Annotated in this window: 24 protein-coding genes; 15 read left to right on the forward strand and 9 right to left on the reverse strand. The window is 69.8% G+C overall.

What is annotated here, in order from left to right; all coding sequences use genetic code 11:
• Positions 1-80: 80 nt before the first annotated feature.
• A complete protein-coding gene (locus tag LZ199_RS17320; RefSeq protein ID WP_253994809.1) occupies positions 81-956 on the forward strand; it encodes a hypothetical protein in 876 nt (291 codons plus the stop codon).
• A 24-nt stretch (positions 957-980) separates the two neighbouring features.
• Here the strand turns inward: LZ199_RS17320 and LZ199_RS17325 are convergent, their stop codons facing one another.
• A complete protein-coding gene (locus LZ199_RS17325; protein WP_253994810.1) occupies positions 981-1,820 on the reverse strand; it encodes an ATP-grasp domain-containing protein in 840 nt (279 codons plus the stop codon).
• A gap of 177 nt (positions 1,821-1,997) precedes the next feature.
• Between LZ199_RS17325 and LZ199_RS17330 the strand changes: the two genes are divergently transcribed.
• Positions 1,998-3,515, forward strand: coding sequence for an endo alpha-1,4 polygalactosaminidase (locus LZ199_RS17330; RefSeq protein WP_253994811.1), 1,518 nt, complete (start codon positions 1,998-2,000; stop codon positions 3,513-3,515).
• Between the two features lie 4 nt (positions 3,516-3,519).
• Here the strand turns inward: LZ199_RS17330 and LZ199_RS17335 are convergent, their stop codons facing one another.
• From LZ199_RS17335 to LZ199_RS17345, 3 genes are read right to left on the reverse strand one after another with little or no spacing between them, the layout of a single operon-like run.
• Complete coding sequence (locus tag LZ199_RS17335) at positions 3,520-4,491, reverse strand: DMT family transporter (RefSeq protein WP_253994812.1); 972 nt, start codon at positions 4,489-4,491, stop codon at positions 3,520-3,522.
• Positions 4,464-5,477 (reverse strand): tRNA epoxyqueuosine(34) reductase QueG, encoded by a 1,014-nt coding sequence (gene queG, locus LZ199_RS17340; protein WP_253994813.1) that lies wholly within the window; start codon positions 5,475-5,477, stop codon positions 4,464-4,466. The genes LZ199_RS17335 and queG overlap by 28 nt, the downstream gene beginning before the upstream one ends.
• A 21-nt stretch (positions 5,478-5,498) precedes the next feature.
• The gene (locus LZ199_RS17345; protein ID WP_253994814.1) at positions 5,499-6,062 is read right to left on the reverse strand and encodes a cob(I)yrinic acid a,c-diamide adenosyltransferase; all 564 of its coding nucleotides are present in this window, start codon (positions 6,060-6,062) and stop codon (positions 5,499-5,501) included.
• A gap of 157 nt (positions 6,063-6,219) precedes the next feature.
• On the opposite strand from LZ199_RS17345, the gene LZ199_RS17350 reads away from it, so the two are divergent.
• The 5 genes from LZ199_RS17350 to LZ199_RS17370 all read left to right on the forward strand — a co-directional run bounded on the left by LZ199_RS17350 (position 6,220) and on the right by LZ199_RS17370 (position 10,711).
• On the forward strand, positions 6,220-7,014 hold the full coding sequence (locus LZ199_RS17350) for a thymidylate synthase (RefSeq protein ID WP_253994815.1): 795 nt from the start codon (positions 6,220-6,222) through the stop codon (positions 7,012-7,014).
• Positions 7,011-7,490: a dihydrofolate reductase gene (locus LZ199_RS17355; protein ID WP_253994816.1), complete on the forward strand. Its 480-nt coding sequence runs from the start codon at positions 7,011-7,013 to the stop codon at positions 7,488-7,490. Before LZ199_RS17350 ends, LZ199_RS17355 begins: the two co-directional genes overlap by 4 nt.
• Positions 7,491-7,562: 72 nt before the next feature.
• On the forward strand, positions 7,563-7,985 hold the full coding sequence (locus LZ199_RS17360) for a hypothetical protein (protein ID WP_253994817.1): 423 nt from the start codon (positions 7,563-7,565) through the stop codon (positions 7,983-7,985).
• Positions 7,986-8,049: 64 nt separating this feature from the next.
• Positions 8,050-9,903: an FTR1 family protein gene (locus LZ199_RS17365; protein ID WP_253994818.1), complete on the forward strand. Its 1,854-nt coding sequence runs from the start codon at positions 8,050-8,052 to the stop codon at positions 9,901-9,903.
• A 37-nt stretch (positions 9,904-9,940) separates the two neighbouring features.
• Positions 9,941-10,711: a GlsB/YeaQ/YmgE family stress response membrane protein gene (locus LZ199_RS17370; protein WP_253994819.1), complete on the forward strand. Its 771-nt coding sequence runs from the start codon at positions 9,941-9,943 to the stop codon at positions 10,709-10,711.
• A gap of 19 nt (positions 10,712-10,730) precedes the next feature.
• Here the strand turns inward: LZ199_RS17370 and LZ199_RS17375 are convergent, their stop codons facing one another.
• The gene (locus tag LZ199_RS17375; protein ID WP_253994820.1) at positions 10,731-12,263 is read right to left on the reverse strand and encodes an MBL fold metallo-hydrolase; all 1,533 of its coding nucleotides are present in this window, start codon (positions 12,261-12,263) and stop codon (positions 10,731-10,733) included.
• Positions 12,260-13,552, reverse strand: coding sequence for an HD domain-containing protein (locus LZ199_RS17380; RefSeq protein WP_253994821.1), 1,293 nt, complete (start codon positions 13,550-13,552; stop codon positions 12,260-12,262). The genes LZ199_RS17375 and LZ199_RS17380 overlap by 4 nt, the downstream gene beginning before the upstream one ends.
• Positions 13,553-13,700: 148 nt before the next feature.
• On the opposite strand from LZ199_RS17380, the gene LZ199_RS17385 reads away from it, so the two are divergent.
• The 3 genes from LZ199_RS17385 (at position 13,701) to LZ199_RS17395 (ending at position 16,731) form a co-directional block, all read left to right on the forward strand.
• A complete protein-coding gene (locus LZ199_RS17385) occupies positions 13,701-14,780 on the forward strand; it encodes a D-alanine--D-alanine ligase family protein (protein WP_253994822.1) in 1,080 nt (359 codons plus the stop codon).
• Complete coding sequence (locus LZ199_RS17390; protein WP_253994823.1) at positions 14,692-15,159, forward strand: GNAT family N-acetyltransferase; 468 nt, start codon at positions 14,692-14,694, stop codon at positions 15,157-15,159. Before LZ199_RS17385 ends, LZ199_RS17390 begins: the two co-directional genes overlap by 89 nt.
• 63 nt (positions 15,160-15,222) lie before the next feature.
• On the forward strand, positions 15,223-16,731 hold the full coding sequence (locus LZ199_RS17395; protein ID WP_253994824.1) for a transglutaminase-like domain-containing protein: 1,509 nt from the start codon (positions 15,223-15,225) through the stop codon (positions 16,729-16,731).
• An 87-nt stretch (positions 16,732-16,818) separates the two neighbouring features.
• On the opposite strand, the gene LZ199_RS17400 is transcribed toward LZ199_RS17395, so the two are convergent.
• Positions 16,819-18,912 carry a thioredoxin domain-containing protein gene (locus LZ199_RS17400; RefSeq protein ID WP_253994825.1) on the reverse strand — a complete coding sequence of 698 codons (2,094 nt, stop codon included), beginning with the start codon at positions 18,910-18,912 and terminating at the stop codon, positions 16,819-16,821.
• 124 nt (positions 18,913-19,036) lie between these two features.
• On the opposite strand from LZ199_RS17400, the gene LZ199_RS17405 reads away from it, so the two are divergent.
• The 4 genes from LZ199_RS17405 (at position 19,037) to LZ199_RS17425 (ending at position 22,820) form a co-directional block, all read left to right on the forward strand.
• The gene (locus LZ199_RS17405; RefSeq protein ID WP_253994826.1) at positions 19,037-20,407 is read left to right on the forward strand and encodes an ArnT family glycosyltransferase; all 1,371 of its coding nucleotides are present in this window, start codon (positions 19,037-19,039) and stop codon (positions 20,405-20,407) included.
• Positions 20,408-20,491: 84 nt separating this feature from the next.
• The gene (locus LZ199_RS46705) at positions 20,492-21,190 is read left to right on the forward strand and encodes a peptidoglycan-binding protein (protein WP_323389771.1); all 699 of its coding nucleotides are present in this window, start codon (positions 20,492-20,494) and stop codon (positions 21,188-21,190) included.
• A 193-nt stretch (positions 21,191-21,383) separates the two neighbouring features.
• The gene (locus tag LZ199_RS17420) at positions 21,384-21,926 is read left to right on the forward strand and encodes a DUF350 domain-containing protein (protein ID WP_253994827.1); all 543 of its coding nucleotides are present in this window, start codon (positions 21,384-21,386) and stop codon (positions 21,924-21,926) included.
• Between the two features lie 21 nt (positions 21,927-21,947).
• Entirely contained in the window at positions 21,948-22,820 is an 873-nt protein-coding gene (locus LZ199_RS17425) for a transglutaminase-like domain-containing protein (RefSeq protein ID WP_253994828.1), read from the forward strand.
• Here the strand turns inward: LZ199_RS17425 and LZ199_RS17430 are convergent.
• Positions 22,817-23,557, reverse strand: coding sequence for a tRNA(His) guanylyltransferase Thg1 family protein (locus LZ199_RS17430; protein WP_253994829.1), 741 nt, complete (start codon positions 23,555-23,557; stop codon positions 22,817-22,819). The two genes, LZ199_RS17425 and LZ199_RS17430, sit on opposite strands and share 4 nt — an antisense overlap.
• Positions 23,558-23,570: 13 nt before the next feature.
• On the reverse strand, positions 23,571-24,047 hold the full coding sequence (locus tag LZ199_RS17435; protein WP_253994830.1) for an ATP-binding protein: 477 nt from the start codon (positions 24,045-24,047) through the stop codon (positions 23,571-23,573).
• 319 nt (positions 24,048-24,366) lie between these two features.
• Between LZ199_RS17435 and LZ199_RS17440 the strand changes: the two genes are divergently transcribed.
• Positions 24,367-26,688 carry a S8 family serine peptidase gene (locus LZ199_RS17440; protein ID WP_253994831.1) on the forward strand — a complete coding sequence of 774 codons (2,322 nt, stop codon included), beginning with the start codon at positions 24,367-24,369 and terminating at the stop codon, positions 26,686-26,688.
• Positions 26,689-26,778 lie beyond the last annotated feature (90 nt).

Below are 26,778 nucleotides of genomic sequence, written 5' to 3' on the forward strand. Positions count from 1 at the left end.
GCGCTCCGGCCGCGCTCCTGAACCATAGCGCGCCCCCCTGGCGCCGGGAGGCACGAAGACTGGTAGTTTTCGAAATTGCCATGCGTCTCCTGCCCTTCCTGCTTCTGGCCCTCGCCGCCACCCCCGCCAGCGCCCAGCGCGGCGCTGTCCCCTCCGGCTGTCAGGAGGACTACGCCACCTGCAAGGAGGACTGCTCCATCGAGTACGGCGGCAGCAGTCGCACCGTGAAGAAGCTCACCCAGTGCCTGAGCATCTGCACGGAGAACCGAGGCGACTGCAGCGAGCGTCACTCGTCGCTGCGCGGCCTGCCCGACAGCGTGGTGGCGGACCCTCCTTCGCGCAGGCGGACCACTCCGAGGCAGCCCATGAGCCGGGAAGAGGACCCCTTCGGAGACTCGGGGGACTCGGAGTCCCGGCGCACGACGAACCGCGAGGAGGACCCGTTCGGTGACGCGCGTCCGGACCGGGACTCGGTCCGCGGGCGTCGCGACAGCTACCGCGCGGACAGCGTCCCCGCCGAGGACTCGCGCCCTCCCGCGGAGGAGGTCCCCGCCGTGGCGGCGCCCGTCGACACCACGCCCGTGCCCACGGTGTCGCGGCAGGGCGTCTACCGTGCCTCCGACTCCGACCCGAAGCCCGCGAAGCCCGAGCCGAAGCCCGAACCGGAGGCCGAGCCCGACCTCAGTGACCTGGAGCCGCTGGATGCGCCCGCGCCCACGGCCGCCGCGAAGCCGCCGCCCCGGATGGAGCCGGTGAAGCCCGCGCCCGCGAAGCCCGCGCCCACCATCGCCTCCACCGATGACGACGCGAAGGACCCGCTGCTCGACGAGCCGCCGCCCGCCCCTGTCGCGGCCACGAAGAAGCCCGCGCCGCCGCCGTCCAACCCGCTGCGGCCCACGGTTCCGCCGGAGCCCAAGAACAAAGACATCTCCGAGTGGGACCCCAACGGGGACTGAGTTCCGTTTGGGGCACCGCGCGCCTCACCGCGCGCGTTGCAGCTCCAGGATGTTCCGCCACAGCGCGAAGGGCGAGATGCCCGCGTAGCCGCTCTCCTGGCCGTCGTTGCACTCGATGACAATCCAGCGGCCGGAGACCTCCTGCGCGAGGTCCACGACGAGGAAGGGCACGTCCATCCTTCGCGCCACCTCGCGCCCCAGGCCGAGCGCCTCGCGCTGCTCGGCCTCGTTCATCGTGTACGGCGTCCCCTGCCACCAGTAGGGCCCCCACCCCACCAGCTCACCGCGCCACCAGAAGGTGCGGAACTCGAACGAGGAGGGGATGCGGTCCGGCGCGCCCTCCTCCACGCGGCGCAGCGGGCGCAGCTCCCGACACACCACGCGCTGCCAGTGGAGGATGGGGTCCGTCGCGTAGGTCGCCATCGCGCGCTCGAACTGCTCGGGCCCCTCGATGATGGAGAGCGACTTGCGGTGGCGACTCGTCTGTCGCTCGCCCTTCACGAAGACGGGCCACCCGAGCGTGTCCTCCACCGTCTTCGCGGACGGCCGCGTGTCGTACCAGACGCTGCGCGGCGTGAGGTCCGTGAGGCGCGGGTACCAGTGCGGCAGCTCCGTCGCGAGCAGGTGCTGCTCCGGTGAGTGCACCAGCTTCACGCCCTCCGCCGCCAGCTCGCGGTAGCGCTCGGCGTAGTCGTTCCACACGCCCACGCGCGCCACCACCTCCAGCGAGTCGGGCAGTTGATACGGACGACGACAGGCGAAGAACCGGTCGAAGCCGAAATCATAGATGCCCTTGCCCGTGGGCGCGTTCAGCACCCACAGCAACTCCTCCACCTGGAACAGGTCCTCACCCGCGCGAAGCATCTCACCAGTGTACGCAGACGCGGGCCGTGCACCACATGGCATCCAGGCGGAAACGAATGTTCCAGCAGGAGAGCGCGAGCCTTCGCGCGTCGGCGCGCGCAGCACGACTTCGCATTGCTGACGCCTCGCGCACGGCGTTAATGGCCGCCGCGTTCCCACACCCCGAGGAGTCGTTGCATGCGAGTCGCTGTGAAGTGGTTGACCTGGACCTGCCTGGCCTTGCTGGCCGCGTGTGGTGGAAGCAGTGCGCGTGACACGCTCGACGACGAGCGCGGCGCGATTCTCCCCGATGCACAGACGCTCACCTGCGCCACCCTTCAGCTCGCGCGGGGCTCCATCGGCTCGGGGCAGGGTGTCCAGGGCCTGCACACCCAGACGCTGTCCGGGACGCAGGACCGCTGGGCGGAGTACGTGGAGTTCACCGCCAACAGCTCCGCCACCTGCACCTATCCCCTGCCCTCGGGCGTGAGCGCGGACACCGTCGTCGCGGCTGAAATCGGAGTGAACTTCCGGGGCCCGACGAAGTCGGCGATGCGCTGGCTGTTCGAGGCCTGGGACCACTCGACGGGCGCCTGGGTCATCGTCGGTGACAACGCCTTCGCGCAGTCGTGGAAGTGGTCCGCGACGTCGCTGGCCCTCACCTCCCCCGCGCGGTTCTTCTCCGGTGGCCCCGTGAAGTTGCGCTACCGCACGGAGTCCTCGGCCGATGCGTCGCTGCTGGACCTGCTGGTGGTGCGCGTGCAGGTCGCCGCACCGGACGCCGGCACTTCCAACGACGCGGGCACTCCCAACGACGCGGGCACTCCCAACGACGCGGGCACTCCGACGGACGCTGGAACTCCCACCGACGCGGGCACGTCCACGGACGCGGGCACGCCGGTTCCCTGGGAGGGCGTCAGCAGCTTCACGTACCAGCTCACCAACTATCCCCAGGGCAAGCTCGACGCGATTGCCGCCTCGAAGTTCGACCTCGCCATCGTCGAGCTGGTGAGAGACGGCTCCAGCGGCTACTTCACCGCCGCCGAGATTTCCGCACTCAAGACCCGGGGCAAGCAGGTGCTCGCCTACTTCGAGATTGGCGCCATCGAGGAGTACCGCCCCGAGTGGAGCCAGGTGCCCGCGGACCTGAAGCTGGGCCCCGTGGATGGCTGGCCCGACGAGCAGTACGTGAAGTACTGGGACGAGCGCTGGTGGCCCATCGTCCAGGGCCGCATCGACCGCGCGCTCGCCGCGGGCTTCACCGGCTGCTACCTGGACATGGTGGTGACGTACGAGGAGATTCCCGCCAACTCCGCGGGCACCAACCGCGCCGACCTCGCGCGGAAGATGGTGGCCCTCATCGCCCGCATCAGCCAGTACGCGAAGGCGCGCAACCCGGCCTTCAAGGTGGTGCCGCAGAACTCCCCGGAGCTCGTCGATGACCCGGCCTATCTGCCCGCCATCGACGGCCTGGGCATGGAGGACATGTACTGGTCCGACGACGTCGCGTGCGACGCGGGCTGGTGCGCGGAGAATCGCGCCAACGCCGCCCGGGTGCGCGCCGCGGGCAAGCTGGTGCTGTCCACCGACTACGCCGTCCAGTCCGCCCACGTCGCGGATGCGTACACGCGCTCTCGCGCCGCGGGCTTCGTCCCGTACGTCACGGTGCGCGCGTTGGACCGGGTGACGGTGAACGCGGGGTGGGACCCGCAGTAGCCGCTCAGGTCGCCGGGCGCCCCGCCACGGGAGGCAGGGGCGCCGTCGGCGGAGCGCGGGCCACCACCGTCTGGGTGAGTCGCACACCCGCGAGGACGAGCACTCCACCCACCGCGATTTCCCAGTGCAGGGACTCGTCCAGCAGCAGCCAGGCCGCGAGCGCCGTCGCGGCGGGCTGGAGGTTGGAGAAGATGGCCACCTTCGACGCCGACACCTTCGACAGCGCGTAGTACCAGAGCACGTACGCCACCACCGACGTCAGCAGGCCCAGGTAGACGATGCAGCCCTTGGCCGTCGTGCTCGCGGCCATCAGCTTGTCCGTGTTCGCCACGAAGGGGGCGAAGGGCAGCATCAACACCGTGGACATCGTCATGCACCACGCCGTCGCGCGCAGCGGACCGTGGACCGCGACGAAGGGCTTTCCCTCCGTCGTATAGACGACCCACGCCAGCACCGCGCCGAGGATGAGCACGTCCCCCAGCATGGAGCCGCGCGCGTCCGCCAGCCCTCGGCCCAGCAGCAGCACCACCACGCCCACGAAGGCGGTGGCGATGCCCAGCAACGTCCGCGCGGACGCTCGCTCCTGTCCGCGCGCGAGGCTCAACAGATAGACGCCCAGCGGCGTGAGCGCATAGAGCAGCGCGCCGTGCGCGGCGGTGGAGCGCGCGAGCCCGCTGAAGAAGAACACCTGGTTCACCGGACCCGCCAGCAGGCCCAGGATGAAGATGCGGCGCCACGCATCGCGCGGCGGCAGCTTCGGCCCGGGCAGCACCAGCAGCAGCACCACGAACACCAGCCCGCTCAGGAAGAAGCGCCACAACACCACGGTGAGCGGCGGCAGCTCCGTCATGGCCCGCTTCGCGGCCAGATACGTCCCCGCGCTGATGACGACCTGGATGAGCAACGCGGCATACACCCCGCGAAGCGGCGAAGCTTCAGCAGGGGGATTCAGGGGTCGAGCTTGCAGAGCGCCCATTGAGCGGCGGTACGTACCAATTCGCTCGAATCGCCGCAGAGCTTTTCGAGCAGGTAGCGCGAGTCCGCCTGCCTGGCCACGCCCAACGCATACACCGCGTTGCGGCGGAGCACGTCATACCGGGCGCGTGCCAACGCTGTACCGGGGATGAGCTCCTCGTACTGTGTCGGTGTGAGCCCCGCCAGCTCCAGCGTGCCCAGCTCCGCCACCGCTCGAGGCGCGAAGCGCGGATGCTCCGCGAACACGGGACGCCGGTTGAGCGGACACACCTGCTGGCAGATGTCGCACCCGAAGATGAGGTTGTCGAACTTGAGCCGGAACGCCTCCGGCACCTGCTGCTCGCGGTTCTCGATGGTCTGGTAGGACAGACACGCCCGTGCGTCCACACGGCCGTTGCCCACCAGCGCGCCCGTGGGACAGGACATGAGACAGCGGCGACACGCGCCACACCGGTCCGCCGCGGGCCCCGTCCCATAATCGTCCACCTCGGCATCGAGGATGAGCGTGGCCAGCAGCACCCACGAGCCATACGGCTCGGTGATGAAACAGCCGTTCTTCCCCACGTAGCCCAGCCCCGCGCGCGCCGCCCACACCTTCTCCATCAACGGGCCGCTGTCCACGCTCCCGTACGTCCCCAGTCCCGGAGACATCCGGATGACGGCCTTGCGGAAGGCCTTCATCCTGTCGCGCAGCGTGGAGTGGTAGTCGCGGCCCCGCGCGTACCGGGCGATGGGCGAGCCCACCGACACCTCGTCATCGCGCCAGTAGTTGTTGACGAAGGAGATGACCGTCCGGGCGCCCGGGAGCAGCCGGTCGACGTCCAACCGCTCGGCGACCCGCTCGCCCATCCAGTCCATGTCCGCCGCGAAGCCCGCCTCCAGCCACTCCATGATGAAGGTGGGCGGAATGGGCTCCGCGCGAGCGAAGCCCACGAGGTCGAAGCCAACGGACCGGGCGAGGTCGCGGAGAGGGGCGGTGGGCAGCACGACTGAAATCCGAGGAGAGCGCTAGGTCGCGGACGGCTTCTCGGGAATCCACTTCACGTCTTCCACCTGGGCGCGGTGGTTGGCCACGCGAGCCATGACGAAGAGCAGGTCGGAGAGCCTGTTGAGGAAAACCACCACGTCCTTGGGAATCGTCCCGTCGCGCAGCAGCGGGACGGCGCGGCGCTCGGCGCGACGGCACACCGTGCGCGCCAGGTGCAGCGCGGCGGCGCCCTGCGTGCCTCCGGGCAGGATGAAGTGGGTCATCTTCGGCAGCTCGCCCTCGAAGCGGTCGATGGCGTGCTCCATGTCCGCCGCCCACTCCGCCTTGAGCGAGGGGATGTGCGCGGAGGCCTTCGTGCCCGCCGGGGTCGCCATCACCGCGCCCACCGTGAAGAGCTGGTCCTGGAGCCGGTGCAGCATCGCGTCCAGCTCCTGCGGCAGGGAAGAGCCTCGCGCGAGGCCGAGCGTCGCGTTGAGCTCATCCACCTCGCCGTACGCGTCCACACGGGCGTCGTCCTTCGCGACACGACCGCCCCCGAACAGGCCCGTCTCTCCCGCGTCACCCGTCTTGGTGTAGATCTTCATGGGTTCCGGCTTGTACCGGTGGGGCGCGCCACACGTCCAATGAGAAGGCGCGTCGGTGCATGCGCGGAGACATGCGACATGGTTCTGCGCTCTAGCAGGCGTTCTCGTGACTCGGGGCTTGCCTGCCGAAGCATGGCCAACTACACGCCTCGGCCCCATGCAGCCCTATCTGAACCTGCTCGACCACGTCCTCAAGCACGGAACGAAGAAGGGTGACCGCACCGGCACGGGCACACTCAGTGTCTTCGGCCCTCAGCTGCGGTTCGACCTGACGCAGGGCTTCCCGCTGGTCACCACGAAGAAGCTGCACGTGAAGTCCATCTTCCACGAGCTGCTCTGGATGCTCTCGGGGGACACCAACGTGCGCACGCTCCAGGCGAACGGCGTCACCATCTGGGACGAGTGGGCCAACGCGCAGGGCGAGCTGGGCCCCGTCTACGGCCACCAGTGGCGCTCGTGGAACGCGCCGGACGGCGCTCACATCGACCAGATGAAGGCGCTGGTCGACGGGCTGAAGAAGAACCCCGACTCGCGCCGGCACCTCATCAGCGCGTGGAACGTGGCGGACCTGCCGGACATGAAGCTGCCGCCGTGCCACGTCCTCTTCCAGTTCTACGTGGCCAACGGGCGGCTGTCCTGCCAGCTCTACCAGCGCAGCGCGGACCTCTTCCTGGGACTGCCCTTCAACATCGCCTCGTACGCGCTCCTGACGATGATGGTGGCGCAGGTGACAGGCATGGAGGCGCACGAGTTCATCCACACGATGGGCGACGCGCACCTGTACCTCAACCACGTCGAGCAGGCCCAGGAGCAGCTCTCCCGTGAGCCCCGGCCACTGCCACGCCTGCGCCTCAACCCGGACGTGAAGGACCTGTTCGCCTTCAAGTACGAGGACATCCAGGTCGAAGGCTACGAGCCCCACCCCGCCATCAAGGCCCCGGTCGCCGTATGAAGCTGTCGGCCATCGTCGCGCTCGCCTCCAACCGCGTCATCGGCGCCCACAACCAGCTCCCGTGGCGTCTGCCCGCGGACCTCGCGCGCTTCAAGCGACTCACCATGGGCCACACGCTCATCATGGGTCGCAAGACGTATGAGTCCATCGGTCGCCCCCTGCCCGGCCGAGCCTTCATCGTCGTCACGCGCCAGCGGGACTTCGCGCCCGAGGGTGTGACGGTCGTCCACTCCGTGGAGCAGGCGCTCCAGCAGGCGGAGGCCCGAGGCGACGACGAGGTGTTCATCGCCGGAGGCGCGGACCTCTACGCCCAGACGATGGACCGCGTCGAGCGCCTCTACCTCACGCGAATCTCACGCGACTACCCGGGCGACATCTTCTTCCCAGAGGTCGACCTGTCCGGCTGGAAGCTCGTCGAGGAAGAGCAGCACCCGGAGGCCGAGCCTCCCCACGCCTTCCTCACCTACGAGCGCTGAAGCTACAGCTCCCGCGTCGCTCGCCCGCCGGGCGGCGCATCGTGCGTCCGCGGATGGCTTGCGCGCGGCGCCGTGCGCACCTCGAACGGCATGTGGACCACCCTCACCTTCCCGCTCCAGCCTCAGCACCTCATGGCCCGCTCCCTGCGCACCGCGACGCTGGCCGGTGCCACCGGGCTCGCCATCGCCAACACCGTCACGCTTGCTCGCCTCTCCCGGCGGCTCGACTCCTGGCAGGTCCGGAGGCGGCCACCGCGCGTCCGAGCCCTCCGCGCACTCGCCGTCGGAGCCAATGCCCTGGGCGCCACCGCGATAGGGGCACTTTCCGTGGGGGCCGTCGCCATTGGCGCGCTCTCCATCGGCGCCTTCGCCATCGGCCGCCTGCGGGGCGGTGACTGGCGCGTCGCCCGCCTGCGCATCCAGTCCCTGGAAGTCGAGCAGTGGACGGGCCCCGTCAACGCCACCACCGTCGCCACCATCCCTTCACGGGCTTGAAACGCTCATTTCGATATTGATTCGCAAAATTGAAACACTCGTCCCCCGCTGGTAGACGAAGGCCATGAATCGTGTGGTCTCCGTTGCCTTGTGCCTCGTGCTCGCGGTGCCTCTTTCGGCCGGGGCCAGCGAGCCAGGCGCGGAGGAGCGGACGTGGCATCGGCTGGTGGGAATCCTCCAGTACCTGGAGGCGGACTATCCGGCCGCCATCGAGTCCCAGTCGCAGTTCGAGCTGGCGGAGCAGAAGAGCTTCGCGGCCGAGGCGGTGGACGCGGCCCAGGGCCTGGGCGCGGCGGCGGCGGTATTCGTCCCGCGCGTGAAGGCCATCCAGGCGCGCGTGGACCAGTCGCGCGACGCGGAGGGCGTGAGCCGGGACTGCGGCGCGCTGGTGGAGGACCTGGTGCTCGCCGGAGGTCTGGCGCGCAGCCCGCGTCACCCGCCGGACCTGAAGCTCGGTGAGAAGCTCTTCCAGACGAACTGCGCGGCCTGCCACGCCGCGGACGGCAGCGCCAACCTGCCCATCGCGGCGACGATGGAGCCCGCGCCCGCCAACTTCCGTGACGCGGAGCTGATGGGCGGACTCACGCCCTACAAGGCCTTCAACACCACCAGCTTCGGCGTGCCGGGCACCGCGATGCCGGCCTATCCCACGCTGAGCGAGGACGAGCGCTGGTCGCTCGCCTTCTTCGTCTTCACGCTGCGCCAGCCGCCGTGCGAGGGCGCTCCGCCGCGTGCGTCCCTGGAGCGGCTGGCGAACAGCACGGATGACGACCTGGTGAAGTCGTTCGGCGCGGAGCACCTGGCGTGCCTGCGTCGCGAGCTGCCGCAAGTGGACGAGGAACGCTCGCTGATGATTGCCCGCGAAGGGGTCCAGGAGGCGATGCGGCAGGGCGCCTCGGGCAACGCGGCAGGGGCGAAGGCTGCATTGCTGGATGCGTACCTCAACGGCCTGGAGCCGGTGGAGCCCAAGCTCAGCTCGCGCGACTCCGCGCTGGTGCTCAAGCTGGAGCAGGGCTTCCTCAATGCGCGGCTCGCGGCGGAGAACGGCAGTCCGCACCTTCAGGACGAGGGCCGGGAGCTGGTGTCGCTGTTGGACCAGGCGCGTCGGGACAGCGGCAGCGCGGCGGACCTGCTGTCCACGCTGTGGCTCACCGTGTTCATCCTCCTGCGCGAGGGCTTCGAGGCCAGCATCATCGTCGCGGCGCTGCTGGCGGCCCTGAAGAAGATGAAGGCCACCGAGCACGTGCGCGTGGTGCATGCCGGCTGGATGTCCGCGCTGGTGGTGGGCGCCGGGGCCTATCTGCTCGGCCGACACCTGCTGGCCGGCGCGCAGCGCGAGTGGCTGGAGGGCGTCGCGGCGCTCGCGGCGGTGGGCATGCTCATCTACGCGGCGCTATGGCTCAACGCGCGCTCCAACATCAGCCAGTTCATGGGGGAGCTGCGCGAGAAGATGCAGGGCGCGCTCGGCCGGGGCAGCATGGTGGGCCTGTTCCTCATCGCCTTCACCGCCGTGCTGCGCGAGAGCTTCGAGACGGCCATCTTCCTCCAGGGCCTGGCGCTGGACTCGCCCGCTGGCGTGGCCTGGGGCACGTTGGTGGGGGCGGTGGGGCTCACCGTCCTCGTCCTCTTCATCAACCGGCTGGGCTTCCGGCTGCCGATGAAGACGCTGTTCAACGTGTCCACGGTGGTCCTCGTCGTCACGGCGGTGATGCTGCTGGGCAAGGGCCTGCACTCGTTGCAGGAGGTGGGCGCGCTGCCGCTGGTGCCGGTGCGCTTCTTCACCGTGGACCTGCTGGGCATCTACCCGGACGTCGTCTCGTTGCTGCCCCAGCTGCTGCTGGCCGCCGCGCCGCTCGCCTTGGTGGTGCTGCGTCGCCGGGCCCGTGCCAGCCGGGTGACCGAGATGTCCGCCAGTTGACGCGACGACACCCCCGGCCTTGCGGTAGCTTGGGGGGGTGAGGTTTTCGCGCGCGCTCTCCGCTTGGCTGGCCGTCCTGCTCTTGTCGAGCACGGGCTCCGCCTGGGGCCAGCGCGTCCCCGAGGACGAGCCAGCCCAGCGCCCCGCTCCCGAGCTGTCACCTCCCCCGCTCGTCCCTGTCTCGCCCGGAGACAGCACGTCGCGCGACGACGACGGCGACGAGGGCAAGGGCGATGACCAGCCTCCTCCCACCACCACGTCCGGTCCTGAAGTCACCGAGGCAGCCCGGCCGAGCCGCAAGGCCGCCGCGGTGGAGGACCCGGTGCCCCGCGTCGCGGTGGAGCTCGTGGGAGGAGCCGCGGGCGGAATCGCGGGCGGCGCCGTGGGGCTGGTGGTGGGCTACCTGCTCGGCGCGCCCACGGTGGGCTGTGATGAGTGCCAGGTCGTCTCGCTCGTGGGCGGCCTCACCGGCGTCGTCATCGGCATTCCCGCCGGCACCTGGGCGGGCGGCCGGCTCATGGACGGCAAGGGCACGCTGCTCGCCACCATCGGAGGAAGCCTGGTGGGCTGGGGCGGCGCGCTGCTGGGCTCGCTCATCCTCGGCGCCAACGACGACGACAAGGCGCTCGCCGCGATACTGCTGCTGCTCCCCGTCGCCGGTGCCACCACGGGCTATGAGCTGTCCCACCAGTCACAGCGAACTGTGACGCCGCCTCCGCAGGCACGGCATGACTCCGGCGTGCGGCTACTCCCCGTCGCGGGGATGACCGAGCACGGTCCCCGACTGGGGCTGATGGGGCGGTTCTGAGAGCCGCCCCTCCGGCGGCTCAAGTCCCCAGGCGGAAGTACTGCAGCGACTCCTCGCGCACGCGACCTTCGGCCACCAGCTTCTCCAGCGTGGCCAGCGCGCTGCGCTCTGCGACCGGGTGCATCAAGGGCGGCGTGTCCGCGTAGGCCCGCTCCACCAGCTGGGCCAGGGTGATTCCGTCTGGAGGCACCGCCGCGAGGATGAGCGCCTCGCGCTGGGCGCGGTGATTCAGATACTCCTGGAGCTTCGCGGGCCCGTCCGGCAACGGCTGGCCATGCGCGGGGTACAGCGTGCCCACGGGCCAGTCGCGCAGCCGGGCGAGCTGCGACAGGTAGTCCCGCATGTTGCCCTCGGGCGGGTCGATGACGATGGAGCCCACGCCGGCCACCATGTCGCCCACCACCGCCGCGCGGCTGCGCTCATCCACGAGGCAGATGTGGCCCCGCGCATGTCCTGGCGTGTGCAGCACCCGCCAACGCTGGGGCACGTCGCCCGCCAGCGCCAGCACCTCGCCGTCCTCCAGCAGCCGGTCGGCGGGGACCTCCAGCCACTCCGACGTCTTCGCATGGCACCACAGCGGAATTCCCAGCCGCTCCTTCACCGCGCGCGCGCCGCCGACGTGGTCGCCATGGTGATGCGTCAGCACCACCGCCACCGGCTTGAGCCCGTCCGCCTTGAGGCTCGACACCAACGACAGGAGCTTCGCGTACTGCTTCACATCGCCTGAGCCCGGGTCCACCAGCAGCAACTCCCCGTTGCCCAGCACATACGCGTTGGTGTGAGTGGCCGGCGGCAACGTGGGCGTCTCCAGCGCCACCACGCGCACGCCCTGCTGGAACTCGATGCGCTGGGCGATGAAGCCCGGGCAGTACGGCGGCGTCATGAGCCGCGCCCTCGCGTCCGCCTCATCGGTGAACGTGCCCAGCACCTGGAGCGCGTGCACCGCCGGCGGGTGCAGCAGCGCGCTCCCGTCACTCCAGCGCCCCAGCGCCAGCGAGGGCGACACCCACGCGCCCTCCGACAGCTCTCCGGGCCACAGCTCCGTGCGCGCGTGCGGCGGCAGCTCCACCAGATAGAAGTGCGTGTCGAAGCGCACCGGCACCGCGTGCGGGGTAATCCACCGGCCCGCGGCGCGGAAGTCGTCGGCGCGAAGCGTCAGGCCCTCGGTCTGGAGCAGCTCACCCCAGCCGCGCTGCCCCGCCAGCAGCGCCTTGCGCAGGGCATCCTGCTTCTCTTGCGAGAGCGACTCGGCGCCCTCGGCCACCAGCACACCGGTCTCCTCGAACAGCTCGCGCGCGGCGGCCGAGCGCAGCGCGGCCTCATCTCCACTGGCACCCCGCACCGGAACGTCCGCGTCCGCCGCGTCCAGCTTGCCGCCAGGGAACGCGTAGAAGCCGCCCGCGAACTTCAGCGCCTTGCCACGCTTCACCCAGTAGACCTCCACGCCAGGGCCCACGCGGCGGTAGAGCAGCGCCACCGCGGAGGCGCGCGGCTCGACGGGGACATGGCTCAGGTCCATACCGAGGCCCAGACCGGGAAGACGCTCACTCATGATTGCACCGCCTGACCGAGGAGCTGGCCCATCAGCTCGTGCGCTGCTTCCGACTGGTCCGGCCGCACGAACAAGCGCGTGAGGCGGACCGCTCCACTGTAGCGCTGGTACAGCGCGGTGTAGCGCGCCACCTCCGTCAACCGTCCGGTGGACGCGTCGATGATGAAGAGGCTCGGTCCGCCTGACGGGCCGGAGGCGTACTTGCTGAGCACGTTCACCGACTCCACGACGTAGTGCTCGAAGCCCGACGAGACGAGCGCGCTGCGCAGCACGTCCAGGTCGTACCCGGCATCCCGCTCCGTGTACTGCGCCAGCAGCTTGAAGCCTTGTCGGGTGATGATGCGCTGCGCCCACTTGTTGCGGGAGCGGCGCAGCGTGTACCAGAGCGCCGAGTCGTCACAGAGCAGGAAGGCCTCCGGGTCCGACGGAATCTCGAACTCGCCGGGCGACTCCTCGTAGTAGCGCCGCAGCATGTAGTCGAAGCTCACCGACGTGTGGTGCAGGTAGACCGAGACGAACATGTGGTAGCGGCTGAGGAGGAAGTCCTCGAAGGCAAACGCCGCCGCCCGGCTCAGCGCGAGGTAGGCCCGCCCGTCCTTCACCGCCGGGTTCAGGTTGCCGATGATCCAATCCATGTCGTACCGGCCGTAGTTGACCCCCGTGTAGAAGGAGTCGCGCAGCAGGTAGTCCATGCGGTCCGCGTCCAGTTCGCCGGAGACGATGGCGCGGAGCAGCGGCGTCCAGTCCACGCCGTCCCACGTGAAGCCCGGGTCCTTGGGCGGACGGGCGCCCGTAATCAGCGCCACCGCCGCCATGGGGGTGATGTCCCGGGCCCCGAACTCGCGCTCGATGATGGGCGTCAGCGAGCTGTCGAGCAGGATTTTCGCCGTGTAGTCCTCATGGGTGGCCTGCTCACCCTCCGCCACCGAGTCCAGCCAGCCAGGCAGGCGCAACAGTGAACGCTTCGGGGCAATGCGCTCGGAGGCATGCGACAGCGGCATGTGGCCCAGGTCATGGCAGAGGACGGCCAGGCGGACGGCGGTGCAGAAGCGCTCACGCACGTCCTCGGGGAGCGACGAGCGGGAGGCCACCGCCCCGAACACCCGCGAGGCGACGTGCATGGCGCCCAGGGAGTGGATGTGCCGGGTGTGCGTGGCCCCGGGGAAGGCCAGGTCGCCGAAGCCGAGCTGCCGCACATAACGCAGCCGCTGATAGTGGCGGCTGTCGATGACGGCCTTCTCCGACTCGCTCACCGGGATGGTGCCGTGGATGGGGTCGCGGATGCGCATGGTGCCCTTTCCATACTCCTGGATACCCCTATCGGAGGTAGTCCACCGTACTGCAAGCCCTTCCGGGAGGTAGCCCAGGAGGTAACCAACCGTCACCTGTGGACTGGGCTCGGAACGGGGGACGTGCTAACCCTCCCGGCACCTCCGAATGCACCTCATTCTGCTGCACAACCGCGACCACGAGCTCCTCCAGGATGACCCGGGACGGGAGGCCCGAGAGGACGTGGTGCGGGTCGCCGCCGCGCTCGCCGAAGCCCTCACCCACGGCGATACCGTCGCCGAGCCACTGGCCATCGAGGGTGACCGGCTGGACTTCGTGGACATCCTGCGCAGGCGGCAGCCGGACCTCGTCGTCAACCTGTGCGAGTCGCTCGCCGCTGACAGCCGGGGAGAGATGGCGGTCCCCTGCCTGCTGGATGCGCTGGGCCTGGCCTACACCGGCTCGTCCGCCCTCTCGCTCGGGCTCGCGCTGCACAAGCCCAAGGCGAAGGAACTGCTCGCGGCGCGCGGCGTGTCCACGCCCGCCTTCCGCGTGGTGGAGCGACGGGAGGACGCGCTGGCGGTGGACCTGCCCTGGCCCCTCATCGTCAAGCCCGCGCGCGAGGACGCCAGCATGGGCGTGACGGGAGACTCCGTCGTGTATGAGCGCGCCGCGCTGGTGCGCGCCTGCGAGGCGGTGCTGCGCGAGTTCCACCAGCCCGCGCTGGTCGAGCAGTTCATCCCCGGCCGCGAAATCTACGTGCCGCTCCTGGGGAACCAGCCGCGCCGCGCGCTGCCGTTGACTGAAATCCACTTCGGTCGGACCTTCGAGGACCGGCCGAACATCGTGTCGTACAGCGCCAAGTGGGAGGAGGGCTCTCCCGAGTACCGGGATACGCCCGCCGGGCCGTGCCAGGTGGATGCGGCGCTGGAAGCTCGTTGTGTGCAGGTCGCGCTGGAAGCCTTTGCAGCGCTCGACTGTCAGGACTATGGACGGGTCGACCTTCGGGTGTCTCCGGAGGGTGTGCCCTACGTCATTGATATCAACCCCAACTGCGACCTCCATCCGGGAGCAGGGTTCGCCAGGGCCGCGGCTGCCGCGGGTCTGGACTATCCAGCCCTCGCCGCCCGACTGGTGGAGGTCGCTTCCGAAAGAGCCCATGGACATCCGTCCCATCGAAGGAAAGGACCGGGAGCCGCTCGCCGCTCTGATTCGAAAGATCGAAACCTTCTCGCCGCAGGAGGTTGAGGTCGCCATCGAACTGGTCGGCAGTGCGCTGACGCCGGACAACAAGGACTACTCCATCGTCGTCGCGGACCGGGACGGCCAGCTGGTCGGCTACATCTGTTACGGGCCCACGCCGATGACGGAGGACAGCTACGACCTGTACTGGATTGCGTCCTCTCCGGAGGTGCGGGGTCAGGGTGTGGGCGCGGCGCTGGTGTCCGCCATGGAAGGTGATTTGCGTCGGCGCAACGGCCGGCTCATCCGCGTGGAGACGAGCGCCACGGAGGCCTATGGGCCCACGCGCGGCTTCTACGCGTCCATGAAGTACGGCGAGGAAGCGCGCATCCGCGACTTCTACAAGGTGGGGGACGACCTCATCATCCTCACCAAGCGGCTGTAGGCCACCGCACGGGGTGTGGGGCGGTTGAAGACTTTGACCGCCTCCCCCGTTAGAAGGGGCGTGATGACTCGCACGCCCCGACCGATGTCCCTGGCCCTCGTGTCCCTGTGCGCCCTGCTGGCGGGCGCCCCCGCCGCCTGGGCCCAGGCCCCCGCGCCCTCCAAGGCCGCCGTCACCGCCCCCACCAACGTGTCCGACGTGGTGAAGGCCCCTCGCCCTCAAGGGGGGGAGTTCTTCGGCCTGTACCTCATGGACAAGAAGGTGGGCTGGCTCTTCACGGACCTGGTGGTGATGCCCGGGGAGCCGGCGAAGGTGAAGAGCATCAACCAGCTCGTGTTCAAGGCCCTCGTGGGGACGCGCCTGTCGGAGCGCAACCACCGCGAGGAGCGCATCTACGAGGCGAAGCCCGGCGGTCGGCTGCTGTCGTTCACCGTGGTGCAGCGCGGCGACGGTGGGGACCAGACGCTGGAGGGCACGTCCACGCCGGAGGGCGGCATGCGCGTGGTGCGCAAGCGCCTGGGCTACGCGGACGAGGTGCTGCCCGTGCTGCCCGCGACGAAGGAGCGCGTCGAGGACGTGGACCAGGCGCGCGTGGCGTTGGCTCGCAAGGCGAAGGTGGACGGCTTCGTGCTGGATGGCATGGACCTGGAGACGTACGGCCTCACCACCACCGTGGAGCCCGCCGAGCAGCGGACGGTGAATGGCGTGAAGGTGAAGCTGGGCAAGGCCAGCAGCATCTCGCAGAAGGAGAAGGTGCCGGTGGTCTCCTACGTCACCCAGCGCGGGGAGATGGTGCTGGTGGACTTCGGCCAGACGATGCAGGCGCGCAAGGAGACGGAGGCCGTCGCCAAGCGCATGGACCTGGTGGAGGTGTTCGGCCTCACCCGCGTGGTGCTGCCCAAGCCCCTGCCGGAGTCCGCGCGGGCGGTGCCTGGGAGCGTGAAGCTGGTGGTGACGGGGCTGCCGGAGAAGTTCCGCGTGGAGACGTACCGCCAGAAGTTCGTCGCGCGGCCGGATGGCAGCGTGGATGTGACGTTGCAGGCCGCGGCGCCCTCGGCGACGGCGCGCAAGCCTCGCCCCGTGGCGGACCCGGAAGGTGGGAAGAACCTCAAGTCCGACCTCATCGTGGAGAGCGATGCGCCGGCCATCCGCGAGCAGTCGAAGAAGATTGTCGGTGACGAGAAGGACGCGTACCGCGCGGCGCAGAAGGTGAACACGTGGGTGGCCACGCATCTGGAGAAGGACTACGGGGCCAGCGCGGACCGGGCCACGGATGTACTGCGCCAGAAGCGCGGGGACTGCACGGAGCACTCGCTGTTGTCGGTGGCGCTCCTGCGCGCGGCGGGCATCCCCGCGAGGCGCGTGGATGGCGTCATCTACATGGTGAACCAGGACGGCGTGCCCGCGCTGTACTGGCACGAGTGGGTGGAGGCGTTCGTGGGTGAGTGGACGCAGTTGGACCCGACGTTCAACCAGCCCGTCGCGGACGCCACGCACTTCGCCTTCGGCTACGAGGGGAACGCCGAAATCACGCCCCTCATCGGCACGCTGAAGGTGACCGAGGTCAAGTAGTCCTCGGCCCGACGAGGCGCCTCGAGGAAGCACGCGGGCCTCACCGGCCCGCTCCCGACGAGGCGCCGAGTCCTCCGCGCTCGATGCTCAGCCCTGGGAGGGCATCTCCACCAGACGCTCCACCAGTTCCTTCGCGTCCGTGCGCGGACGCTCGCACGCGAAGCCCCTGCACAGGTACGCGGCGCCCTGCCCGCCCACCGGCTCCCGCCCCTCGAACAGTTCCTTGAGCAGCGCGGGCGCGGGCTTGCCGTCCTCCTTCCAGCCGAAGGCGAACGTCGGCGCATACACGAGGTTCGCCGCGCTCAAGAGCGGCGCCACCGCGTCACGCGAACCAGCGAAGGTCACCCCCGCCGCGCCATCCAGCAGCGAGTCCGCCGCGAGCCCCAGGTAGCCATAGCCCATCGCATTGGCCACCAGTCCCTCGCGCATCTTCCCCACGTACTTCGCCGGCAGCTCCAGGTGTCGCTCGTTCCCCGTGAGCGCGGCCAGCGCCACCTGCGCCTCCGTCAGCGTGGACGCACCGGACGGAAACGCGTTGTCGAACAAGCCATACGTCGCCACCACCAGGTCCTTCTGGCCACGAGGCGCGGTGAGGTACGCCCGCTTCTCTTCGTCCCAGAACAACTCCACCGCGCGCTTCACCAGCGCCTCCGCCGCCTCCAGGTACTTCACGTCGAACGTGGCCTGATAGAGCGCGGTGAGCCCCGAGGCCAAGTCCCCGTAGTCCTCCAGGAAGCCATCGATGCGCGCCTCGCCCTCCTGGTACGAGCGCGCCAGCCGCGTCCCGTCCCACATCTTCGCCAGCACGAAGTCCGCGGCGGACACCGCGAGCTTCGTCCAGTCCGGGCGCTCGAAGACACGCGCGGCCAGCGCCAGCCCGCGAATCATCAACCCGTTCCAGCCCGCCAGAATCTTGTCGTCGCGGCCCGGCTTCACCCGCCGCTCGCGCGCCTGGAACATCGCCCGTCGCGCCTCCACCAGCTCGCGCTCCACCTCCTCCACCGGCAGTCCCCGCTCGCGCGCCAGCAACTCCCCCGGCACCACCACCTCCAACACCGTGGCGCCATGCTCGAAGTTGCCCTGTGACGTGACGCGGAAGTGGCGCGTCACCAGCTCCGCGCGCTCCGGGGACAGCACCACCTGGAGTTCCTCCGGACGCCACACGAAGAACTTCCCTTCCTCCCCTTCACTGTCCGCGTCCTGCGCCGCGTAGAAGCCGCCGCCCGCGTCCGTCATCTCGCGGCGCACGTACTCCACCGACTCCTCCACCACCTTGCGCCACAGCGGCCGAGGCTCCACCTGCTGCGCCTCCGCGTACAGATGCACGAGCTGCGCGTTGTCGTAGAGCATCTTCTCGAAGTGCGGCACCAACCAGCGCGCGTCCACCGAGTAGCGATGGAACCCGCCGCCCAACTGGTCATAGATGCCGCCCAGCGCCATGCGCTCCAGCGTGAGGAACACCGCGTCCCGCAGCGGCGCGCCGCCTCCGCGTCTCCACGCGCGCAGCAGCAGGGAGAAGTTCATCGGGTTGGGGAACTTGGGTGCGCCGCCGAAGCCGCCATGCACCAGGTCCACCTGCTGCACCATTCGCTTGCCCATCGCCACCACGTCCGCCGCCGTCAACACGCCGGGCGCCGCATCCAGGCCATACTCGGCCAGCTCGCCCAGCCCCTCCTCGAACTGCTCGGCCTGCCGCTTCACCTCCTCGCGCTTGTTCTCCCACGTGTCCCGCAGCGCCATCAGCAGCCGGGGGAAGCCAGGGCGGCCGTAGCGGTCCTCGGGCGGGAAGTAGGTGCCACCGTAGAAGGGCTTCAGGTCCGGCGTGAGGAACACCGTCAGCGGCCAGCCGCCCCCCTGCCCCAAGAGCTGCACCACGCCCTGGTAGATCTGGTCCAGGTCCGGCCGCTCCTCGCGGTCCACCTTGATGTTGATGAAGCCCTCGTTCATCAGCCGCGCCGTCTCGGGCGACTCGAAGGACTCGTGCGCCATCACGTGACACCAATGACACGCGGAGTAGCCCACGGAGAGCAGGATGGGCTTGTCCTCCGCGCGGGCTCGCGCGAGCGCCTCGTCCCCCCAGGCGTACCAGTCCACGGGATTGCCGGCGTGCTGGCGCAGGTACGGCGACGGCTCCCGGGCCAGGCGGTTGGAGGAACCAGACGACGGAGGGTGGGAGGACATGCGGACTCCAGGCGAGGGACGACGTCGGCACGGCATATGGAGCCCGGGAAAACAGGGCAAGCCCCAAGGGCACAACCCTCCACTGGAGAACGGGAGCAAGGTACGCTGGCCCCAAGACGTGAGCATGGTTTCCCCCGCCCCCGCCCCGCCCACCCCCGCCGGCCTCGCCCTCAAGACGTGTCTCGCCCTCGTCGGCGTGGCCCTCGCCGTGCGCTGCGTGCTGGCGCTGGGCACCGACGTCTACTTCGACACCGCCTACTACTGGCAATGGGCGCAGCGGCTCGACTGGGGCTACTACGACCATCCGCCGCTCATCGCCTGGCTCATCGCCGCGCTCGGCATCCACGGCACCGCGCTCCTGTGCGGCGTCGGTACCGTGGCCGCCGTGTGGGGCCTGGCCCGCGACGTGTACCAGAGCCGTGAAGCGGCCTGGCGCGCGGCGGCCCTGTGGAGCGTGGTGCCCGGCGGAATGGTGGCCGGAGTCTGGGCCACGCCCGACAGCGCGCTGCTCTTGTTCTGGACGCTGGCGCTGTGGGCGCTGTGGCGCGAGCGCTGGCTGTGGGCGGGGCTGGCCTCCGGCCTCGCGCTGCTGGCCAAGTTCCCCGCGGTGCTGCTGGGCGTGGCCTTCCTCCTCACCGCGCTGAAGTTCAAGCGCCTGCCCCGAGGCGCCTGGGGCACCGGCGCGCTGGCGCTGTTGTTCCTCACGCCGGTGCTGCTGTGGAACGCGCGACACGACTGGGTGGGCATCGCCTTCCAGCTCCGACATGGCCTCGAGGGCCAGGGCGGATGGAAGACGCTGGGCGAGTTCATCGGAGGCCAGTTCGCCTTCGGAGGCCCTGTCCTCTTCCCGCTCGCGCTGGTGTACGCGCTCAAGGGGCCTCGCGAGCAGTTCCTGCTGCGCATGGCGGCCCTCGTGCCCCTGCTGTTCTTCGGCTACGCGTCGTCGCGCGCGCGCGGCGAGGTCAACTGGACGACCATGGCCTACCTCTCCGTGTGCATCGGCGTGGCGGGCATGCGGCGGCCCTGGCAACGCGCGGCGGCGTTCTCCGGCCTCGCGGTGGTGCTCGCGGTGACGCTGCACCTGTTCTTCCCCGTGGTGAGCTTCAAGCGAGATACAGCCCTGTGGCGCACGCATGGCTGGGACGTGCTGAGCGCGCTGTCCACCCCGGAGAAGCTCTTTCCCCAGATGAAGCCCGGAGACGTGGTCGCCGTGTACGCCGGCAACTACCAGCTCGCCTCCCAGATTGCCCGCTACGCGGGAGTCCCCGTCGGAACCGCGGGCCTGGTGCGCTTCAGCCAATATGACGTGTGGCCCGAGCCGCATGTGCCCCCGGGAAAAGATGTGCTCTGGGTGGAAGAGGACGGGCCACTCCCGCCCAAGGCATTGACGGACCACTACGAGGCAATGGACGAGGTCGTCGAACTGGAAGGAACTTTCCAGGGCCGCCGTCTGCATTTCTTTCGGGTGTGGTGGGTGCGGGGCAAAAAGCCCTGACCGCCCCGGGGGGCATGACAACTTCCAATCGCAGCCATCGATAACCCGGGAAACCGTTTTTGCTCCTTAAGCGGGGTCCCCCTCATGTCGACTGTGTCCAGTGCGGGTTCGCGCCGTGTCACCACTGCGGCCGCCGCTGCGTCCACGCCGCCCACCGTGCGCCAGGGCTCCAAGGGGCCGACGGTGACGACGCTCCAGAAGAAGCTGGCCGCCGCGGGCTTCAACCCGGGCCCCATCGACGGAGACTTCGGGCCGAAGACGCGCGCCGCGGTGCTGTCCTTCCAGAAGGCGAAGGGCCTGGCGCAGGACGGAATCGTGGGCCCCAAGACGTGGGGCGCATTGAATGCCGGAGGCGCGAAGCCGCCCTCCAAGCCGCCGCAGCAGGGGACGAAGGGCACGGCGGAAGCCTTCGTGCAGAAGGCGCTCGCGCAAAAGGGAGACAGGTATGTCTTTGGCGCGGAGACAAACCTGAATGACCCCAACCCGTCGAAGTTCGACTGCTCGGAGCTGGTGCAGTGGGCGGCCCACCAGGCGGGCGTCTCCGTCCCCGACGGCACGATGAACCAGGTGCCGTACTTCAAGCAGAAGGGCACCACCATCTCCGTGGCGGAGGCCCTGCGCACGCGCGGCGCGCTGCTGTACCGGCCCGGCCACGTGGCCATCAGCCTGGGCGACGGGCGCACCATCGAGGCGCGGGGCAGCGCCTACGGCGTGAACATCTTCAGCGCCAACGGGCGCGGCTGGACGTCCGGCGCGCTCATCCCGGGCCTCAAGTACGGGTGAGCCGGACACCGCGCGGAGGGTGGGCGGGCCTCGACTGAAGAGGACGAGCCTCCCTGCCCACCGGGCGACCCGGGCTTCCCTGGAGGGCCCCTGCGGCGACGCGCGTCCGTCGGCGTGCGTGGAGGACCTCCGGAGCGTCATGCGGGTGTAGAGTGCGGACCCCGGCGCGCCCATGTCGCCGGAAGTGCTCCGCATGGACCTCACCCTCTTCCTCGTCGGTCTCCTCAAAGTGGTGCTGGGCGGCCTCGTCGCCGCGCTGGGCATCTGGCTCGCGCTGCGAGGCCTGAGCCGCATCCTCGGCACCAACCCGGTGGAGGAGCTGCGCCAGGGCAACACCGCCGCCGGGCTCGTCCACGCCGCGAGCCTCGTGTCGCTGGGCCTGCTCGTGCAGCACGCGGTGCAGGCCACGTCGGACGCGGTGGACCTCACCATGCGCGCGCAGCCCTTCCATCCGGGGCTCGCGGGCAAGCTCCTCGCCGTGGCGGCGCTGCACGTGGGCCTGTCGCTGGGTGTCGGCGTCGCGGTGCTCGCGCTGGGCATCCTCCTGTTCGACAGGATGACGCCCGGCATCGACGAGCTGGCCGAGGTGCGCAAGGGCAACGTGGCCGCCGCGCTCATCCTCTCCGCCATCCTGCTGGTGCTCGCGCTCTTGACGGCGCCGGGGCTCCAGGCGGCGCTCAACGGGCTCATCCCCTTCCCCCAGCTTCCCGAGGGGACGATGCTCGCTCCCGGCTGACGGGAGGGCCCTGGCACTCCCATGTCCACCAGCTCCGGCATGAAGACGCTCTTCAAGCTGCTGCTCGGGTTGCTCGGCGTGGCGAGCTGCCTGTGCTGCTGCGGCCTGGGGATGATGAGCCAGCTGGCGGAGCTGAACGTGCGCTCGCCCGTGCCGGGCCTGCCCGTGGGCGCGGGCGCGGTGGAGCTGGGCACCGTGCTCATCCCCGCGGACACGTCACCTTCACGCGCGCGCACCTATGACTGGAACGTGGAGACCCTCCACCCGCCGGGCAACCGGCTGACGTACGGCCTGGGCGACACGCTGGACGCGTGGCTGGAGGACCAGCACAAGGCCTTTGGACGCAGGCTGCGCTACCGCTCGCTCGGCGGGGAGCGCTTCACGTACCAGCCTCCGCGCGGCTGCTCGGCCGACATGCGGTGCATCTACGAGGAGCTGATCCGCAGCAACGAGGGGCCGGTGAAGGCACTGGGTGAGCGCTTCGTCGCGTCCGCGCGCGAGCGGAACCTGGACTCCGCGCAGGCCGCGCAGCTCATCCTCAACTTCGTGCAGCGCATCCACTACGAGCTGCCAGTGGACGAGCCCTTCGGCATCATCCCCCCGGCGCTGGTGCCCGCGCGCAACAAGGGCGACTGCGACTCCAAGGCGGTGCTCGCGGTGATGCTGCTGCGGCAGGTGGGCATCGACGCGGTGATTCTCTACTCGGACCCGCTGGCCCACGCGGCGGTGGGCGTGGGCCTGCCCGGCACGGGCACCCGCATGCGCCACGGTGGACGCACCTACCAGTACGCGGAAGTCACGGCCGAGGGCTGGCCGGTGGGCATGATTCCGCCGAAGTACGACAAGCCCCGGCTGTGGCGGGTGATGGCGCTGGAGTCCAGCACCTCCGGCTAGCGAGCCTCCGACGCGGACACGGCGAGCACGTCGCGCAGATAGCGCTCGTACGCCTCCTTCATCGGCAGCTCCGAGTCCACCCCGAGCCGGCGGCGCGTCGTGAGGTGACGTGAGCCGTCTCGCGGGTCCACGCCCTCCTTCGTGTACTGCTCCCAGCGGATGGCCGAGCCCCGACGCTGCCAGAGCGCCAGCTCGTTGAAGTTGATGCCCCGCTGGAAGAGCAGCTCGTGCTTGAAGGACACCGGGCGCCCGTCCAGCTCGCGCGTGGCCTGCGCCGCGCTCAGCCCCTCCTTGCGCAGCGTCCAGTAGCACCAGCCGTGCAGCGAGCACCGCGTGCCATCCGCCTGGCGCCACGCGAAGTAGTCCAGCACCGAGCGCTCATCCGTGCCCAGCCACACCCGCCCATCGAACATGGCCGGCACGCCGAGCGCGTGCGTGAAGGTGGCGCTCGCCAGGCTCGCGGCCAGCGACACCAGCTTCTCCACCTCACGGTCGAACAGCGACCAGTCCGGCCGGAAGAGCACGGAGATTTCGTCGCTCTGCGTGTACGCGTACGCGCCCTGGAACTCCTCCAAGAGCGCGCTGGCCGTGCGCACCATCAACCGGTGGAAGAGCGGGTCGAAGGGCTTCTCGAAGCGCTCCTGCGTGAAGCGGGAGAAGCCTCGTCCATCCACGCGCACCACCACCCACGCCCCAGGCAGGAGGCGCAGGTCGTGGAACAGTTCGCCTCTTCGCATGCGTTGGGCCAGCTCATCCGGGTCCCACATCTCGCTCCTCCTTCCAGTCCTCGACGATGAAGCCGCCATCGACGGTCCAGCTCACGTGGTACAGCGAATCAAACCCTTCCTCGAGGCTCGGCCGCCGCAGCTGCTTCACCGTGGCGAACAGCGCCACCTCCGGCACCCGAGCCCGCCCCTCGCGCTTCGCGTTCCGGGCCAGGCAGTCCGCGAGCCTCGACTCGAAGTAGAACCCGAGGACGTGCGCGCCCTGTTCATGCCCCAGGGCGATGAGCGGCGCGCGCTGCGCCAGTGTCGGGTGCGTGTTGTCCACCACCACTGAACGCCCCGCGCCCAGCGCTTCGACGATGAGCCGGCGCTGCCGGGCCTCCTTGCGTCGCGCGTGAGGCCACAGGTCCTTGCTCACCAGCACGTGCGTGTCCGCGAAGTGGCGCTGGAAGAAGCGGCTCTTGCCGGAGGCCTGCAACCCGATGAAGAGGATGAGTTCCATGACGGAGCCCTTCCGGACGCGACGCCCGCTCCTCGGCTGACGCTCCGCGCGGAGGGCACTTCCGGGCTCGCGCCCTGCCCTGCAACGGAAGACCCGCGAGGGCATGCCGCTCCCGGCGCGCGCGTCTACCCAAACCCCGCCGCGATGTAAGCCGTTGCACAGCCCACGCGGCCCGCACCGCGAATGTGTTGCCCCGAATCGATTGTCTCGATTAACAATTAAATCTCGAATTACACAAATTCAAGAGCTGTCGTAATCCACCGCTCGCACTGGAGCAGGTGGCCGCAGCACGAAGCGCAACCCGAACAGGAGACACCGCATGGAAACCCCCTTCTCGTCGTATGCGGGACGCTGGCGTCGGCTCTCTGTCATGGCCCTGGGTCTGGGCCTCATCACACCGCTGCCGGTGCTCGCGGCGTCGAAGTCGCCGTCACGCGCGGGCGTCGAGCGCGCGTCGTCGCTTCCCGCGCGCATCGTCGACACCCAGGCCGCGAGCGCGGCGCGTCCCGCCAAGGGCCTCGCCGCCACGGTGAGCGGCCGTTACACGCTCGTCACGGGCACGGGCCACGTGCTCCACCGCACGGACAACACCATCCACGGGCTGCGGACGCTCGGCGTTCCGAAGACGCAGCTCCAGCTCCATGTCTGGGAGGAGGAGGGCGCGGACGGAAAGCGCCAGGACTTCTTCGCCTACAGCCGGGGCGGCACGGAGCTGGTGGGCCGCGCCATGGCCACCACCCACGAGGTGCGCCTGGCGCACGTGACGTTCGACCCGCTGAGCGCGCAGGTTCCCCTGGTGGCGGGCCTGCTGGCGGCGGACGCGGAGAACACGCTGTCGCTCGTGCAGCTCCAGGCGACGCCGCTGCCCGAGCTGAGGGAAGCCCTGGAGCGCGAGGGCGGCAAGGTGCTGCGCTTCCTCACGGACCACACCTTCCTGGTGGAGATGAACGCGGACACCCGCAAGCGCGTGGCGGAGCTGCCCTTCGTGCGCTGGGTGGGGCCGTACCATCCCGAGTACCGCGTGGAGGACTTCCTGCGCGAGGCCCTGACGGGGCGCTCGGCGAGGCTGGAGCCGCAGCGCTACTCCATCATGGTGGGCGAGCGCGGCGCGGCCCGGCAGGGTGAAGTCGCTGAGACGGTGCGCAAGCTGGGCGGCACGGTGGAGCTCGTCGAGGCCGGCGGCCTGCGCGTGGAGGCCACGCTCACCCAGCCGCAGCTCGAGCGGCTCGTGCGCTCCAATGCGGTGCAGTACATCGACCGCTGGGGCGGGCCGGGTGAAGTGGACATGAACAACGTCCGCGAGGTGGGCGGCGCCAACTACCTGGAGACGAACGAGACCTGGACGGGCCAGGGCGTGCGCGGGGAGATCTTCGACACCGAGCTGCGCACGACGCACCAGGAGTGGCCCACCGCGCCGCTCATCCACAGCACGTCCAGCGCCGGCAGCGCGCACGGGACGAGCTGCTACAGCATCAATTTCGCCAAGGGCGTGGACGCCAACGCGCGGGGCCTCCTGCCCGACGGCCAGGGCATCTTCTTCCTCTACAGCCAGTCCAGCCAGTTCGGCGGCCCCAAGTCCCGCTACGACATCAACCGCGAGCTGACGGACCCGGCCGGCCCGTACCGCGCCGTGTTCCAGACGTCGAGCGTGGGCAGCACGCTGGGCACCGCGTACACCACCATCTCCGCCGAGGTGGACGACTACCTCTTCAAGCACCCCATCCTCAGCACCCAGTCGCAGAGCAACTCCGGCACGCGCAACTCGCGGCCCCAGGCGTGGGCGAAGAACATCGTCTCGGTGGGCGGCTTCTACCACTACGACAACGCCAACCCCGGCGATGACCGGTGGAACGGCGGCGCCAGCATCGGCCCCGCGGCGGACGGGCGCATCAAGCCGGACCTCTCGTTCTTCTATGACGCGGTCCGCTCGGCCAACAACACGAGCAACACGTCGTACTACAACTTCAGCGGCACCAGCGCGGCCACGCCGCAGACGGCGGGCCACTTCGGCCTGCTGTTCCAGATGTGGCACGAGGGTGTGTGGGCCGGCTTCGGCGGCGGGACGGATGTCTTCGCCAGCCGCCCGAAGATGGCCACCGCCAAGGCGCTGATGATCAACCTGGCGTCTCGCTACGAGTGGACGCTGGGCGGCACCAACGGCGACCTGACGCGCGTGCGCCAGGGTTGGGGCCACGCGGACCTGAAGCGCCTGCACACGCGCGCCGCGCAGACGAGCATCATCAACGAGACGGACAACCTGCTGCCCCTGGGCGTCAACAGCTACTCGGTCGCCGTGCCGCAGGGTGAGAAGGAGTTCAACGTCACCCTCGTCTACACGGACCCGGCGGGCACCGTGGGCGCCGCGCAGGCGCGCATCAATGACCTGTCGGTGCGCGTGACGTCGCCGTCGGGCGTCATCTACTGGGGCAACAACGGGCTGTCCGCGGGCAACGTCTCCACGCCCGGCGGCACCTCCAACACGGTGGACACCGTGGAGAACGTCTTCGTCCGTGAGCCCGAGGCGGGCAAGTGGACGGTGGAAGTGCTGGGCGACCAGATTGTCCAGGACACCAACCTGTCGACGCGCGCCATCGACGCCTTGTACGCGCTCGTGGTGAGCGGCGGCCTCATCCAGCCGTAGTCGTCCCCCGACGACGGGAGGGCCGGTGCTCCAGCTCCGACACGGGGCACCGGCCCTCCGCCCACCGCGCGACACGCCAGCATCCGAGAC

It is taken from the genome of Myxococcus qinghaiensis (genome assembly GCF_024198215.1).
Classification (GTDB): Bacteria; Myxococcota; Myxococcia; order Myxococcales; family Myxococcaceae; genus Myxococcus; species Myxococcus qinghaiensis.

What these genes read in the sequence shown, in the direction of transcription:
- LZ199_RS17375 (WP_253994820.1), bottom strand. Translation starts at nt 12,263, where the DNA reads ATGAGTGAGCGTCTTCCCGGTCTGGGCCTCGGTATGGACCTGAGCCAT.
- LZ199_RS17395 (WP_253994824.1), top strand. Translation starts at nt 15,223, where the DNA reads ATGACTCGCACGCCCCGACCGATGTCCCTGGCCCTCGTGTCCCTGTGC.
- LZ199_RS17435 (WP_253994830.1), bottom strand. Translation starts at nt 24,047, where the DNA reads ATGGAACTCATCCTCTTCATCGGGTTGCAGGCCTCCGGCAAGAGCCGC.
- LZ199_RS46705 (WP_323389771.1), top strand. Translation starts at nt 20,492, where the DNA reads ATGTCGACTGTGTCCAGTGCGGGTTCGCGCCGTGTCACCACTGCGGCC.
- LZ199_RS17420 (WP_253994827.1), top strand. Translation starts at nt 21,384, where the DNA reads ATGGACCTCACCCTCTTCCTCGTCGGTCTCCTCAAAGTGGTGCTGGGC.
- LZ199_RS17325 (WP_253994810.1), bottom strand. Translation starts at nt 1,820, where the DNA reads ATGCTTCGCGCGGGTGAGGACCTGTTCCAGGTGGAGGAGTTGCTGTGG.
- LZ199_RS17390 (WP_253994823.1), top strand. Translation starts at nt 14,692, where the DNA reads ATGGACATCCGTCCCATCGAAGGAAAGGACCGGGAGCCGCTCGCCGCT.
- LZ199_RS17430 (WP_253994829.1), bottom strand. Translation starts at nt 23,557, where the DNA reads ATGCGAAGAGGCGAACTGTTCCACGACCTGCGCCTCCTGCCTGGGGCG.
- LZ199_RS17320 (WP_253994809.1), top strand. Translation starts at nt 81, where the DNA reads ATGCGTCTCCTGCCCTTCCTGCTTCTGGCCCTCGCCGCCACCCCCGCC.
- LZ199_RS17400 (WP_253994825.1), bottom strand. Translation starts at nt 18,912, where the DNA reads ATGTCCTCCCACCCTCCGTCGTCTGGTTCCTCCAACCGCCTGGCCCGG.
- LZ199_RS17355 (WP_253994816.1), top strand. Translation starts at nt 7,011, where the DNA reads ATGAAGCTGTCGGCCATCGTCGCGCTCGCCTCCAACCGCGTCATCGGC.
- LZ199_RS17365 (WP_253994818.1), top strand. Translation starts at nt 8,050, where the DNA reads ATGAATCGTGTGGTCTCCGTTGCCTTGTGCCTCGTGCTCGCGGTGCCT.
- LZ199_RS17330 (WP_253994811.1), top strand. Translation starts at nt 1,998, where the DNA reads ATGCGAGTCGCTGTGAAGTGGTTGACCTGGACCTGCCTGGCCTTGCTG.
- LZ199_RS17425 (WP_253994828.1), top strand. Translation starts at nt 21,948, where the DNA reads ATGTCCACCAGCTCCGGCATGAAGACGCTCTTCAAGCTGCTGCTCGGG.
- LZ199_RS17345 (WP_253994814.1), bottom strand. Translation starts at nt 6,062, where the DNA reads ATGAAGATCTACACCAAGACGGGTGACGCGGGAGAGACGGGCCTGTTC.
- LZ199_RS17380 (WP_253994821.1), bottom strand. Translation starts at nt 13,552, where the DNA reads ATGCGCATCCGCGACCCCATCCACGGCACCATCCCGGTGAGCGAGTCG.
- LZ199_RS17440 (WP_253994831.1), top strand. Translation starts at nt 24,367, where the DNA reads ATGGAAACCCCCTTCTCGTCGTATGCGGGACGCTGGCGTCGGCTCTCT.
- LZ199_RS17350 (WP_253994815.1), top strand. Translation starts at nt 6,220, where the DNA reads ATGCAGCCCTATCTGAACCTGCTCGACCACGTCCTCAAGCACGGAACG.
- LZ199_RS17405 (WP_253994826.1), top strand. Translation starts at nt 19,037, where the DNA reads ATGGTTTCCCCCGCCCCCGCCCCGCCCACCCCCGCCGGCCTCGCCCTC.
- LZ199_RS17335 (WP_253994812.1), bottom strand. Translation starts at nt 4,491, where the DNA reads ATGGGCGCTCTGCAAGCTCGACCCCTGAATCCCCCTGCTGAAGCTTCG.
- LZ199_RS17385 (WP_253994822.1), top strand. Translation starts at nt 13,701, where the DNA reads ATGCACCTCATTCTGCTGCACAACCGCGACCACGAGCTCCTCCAGGAT.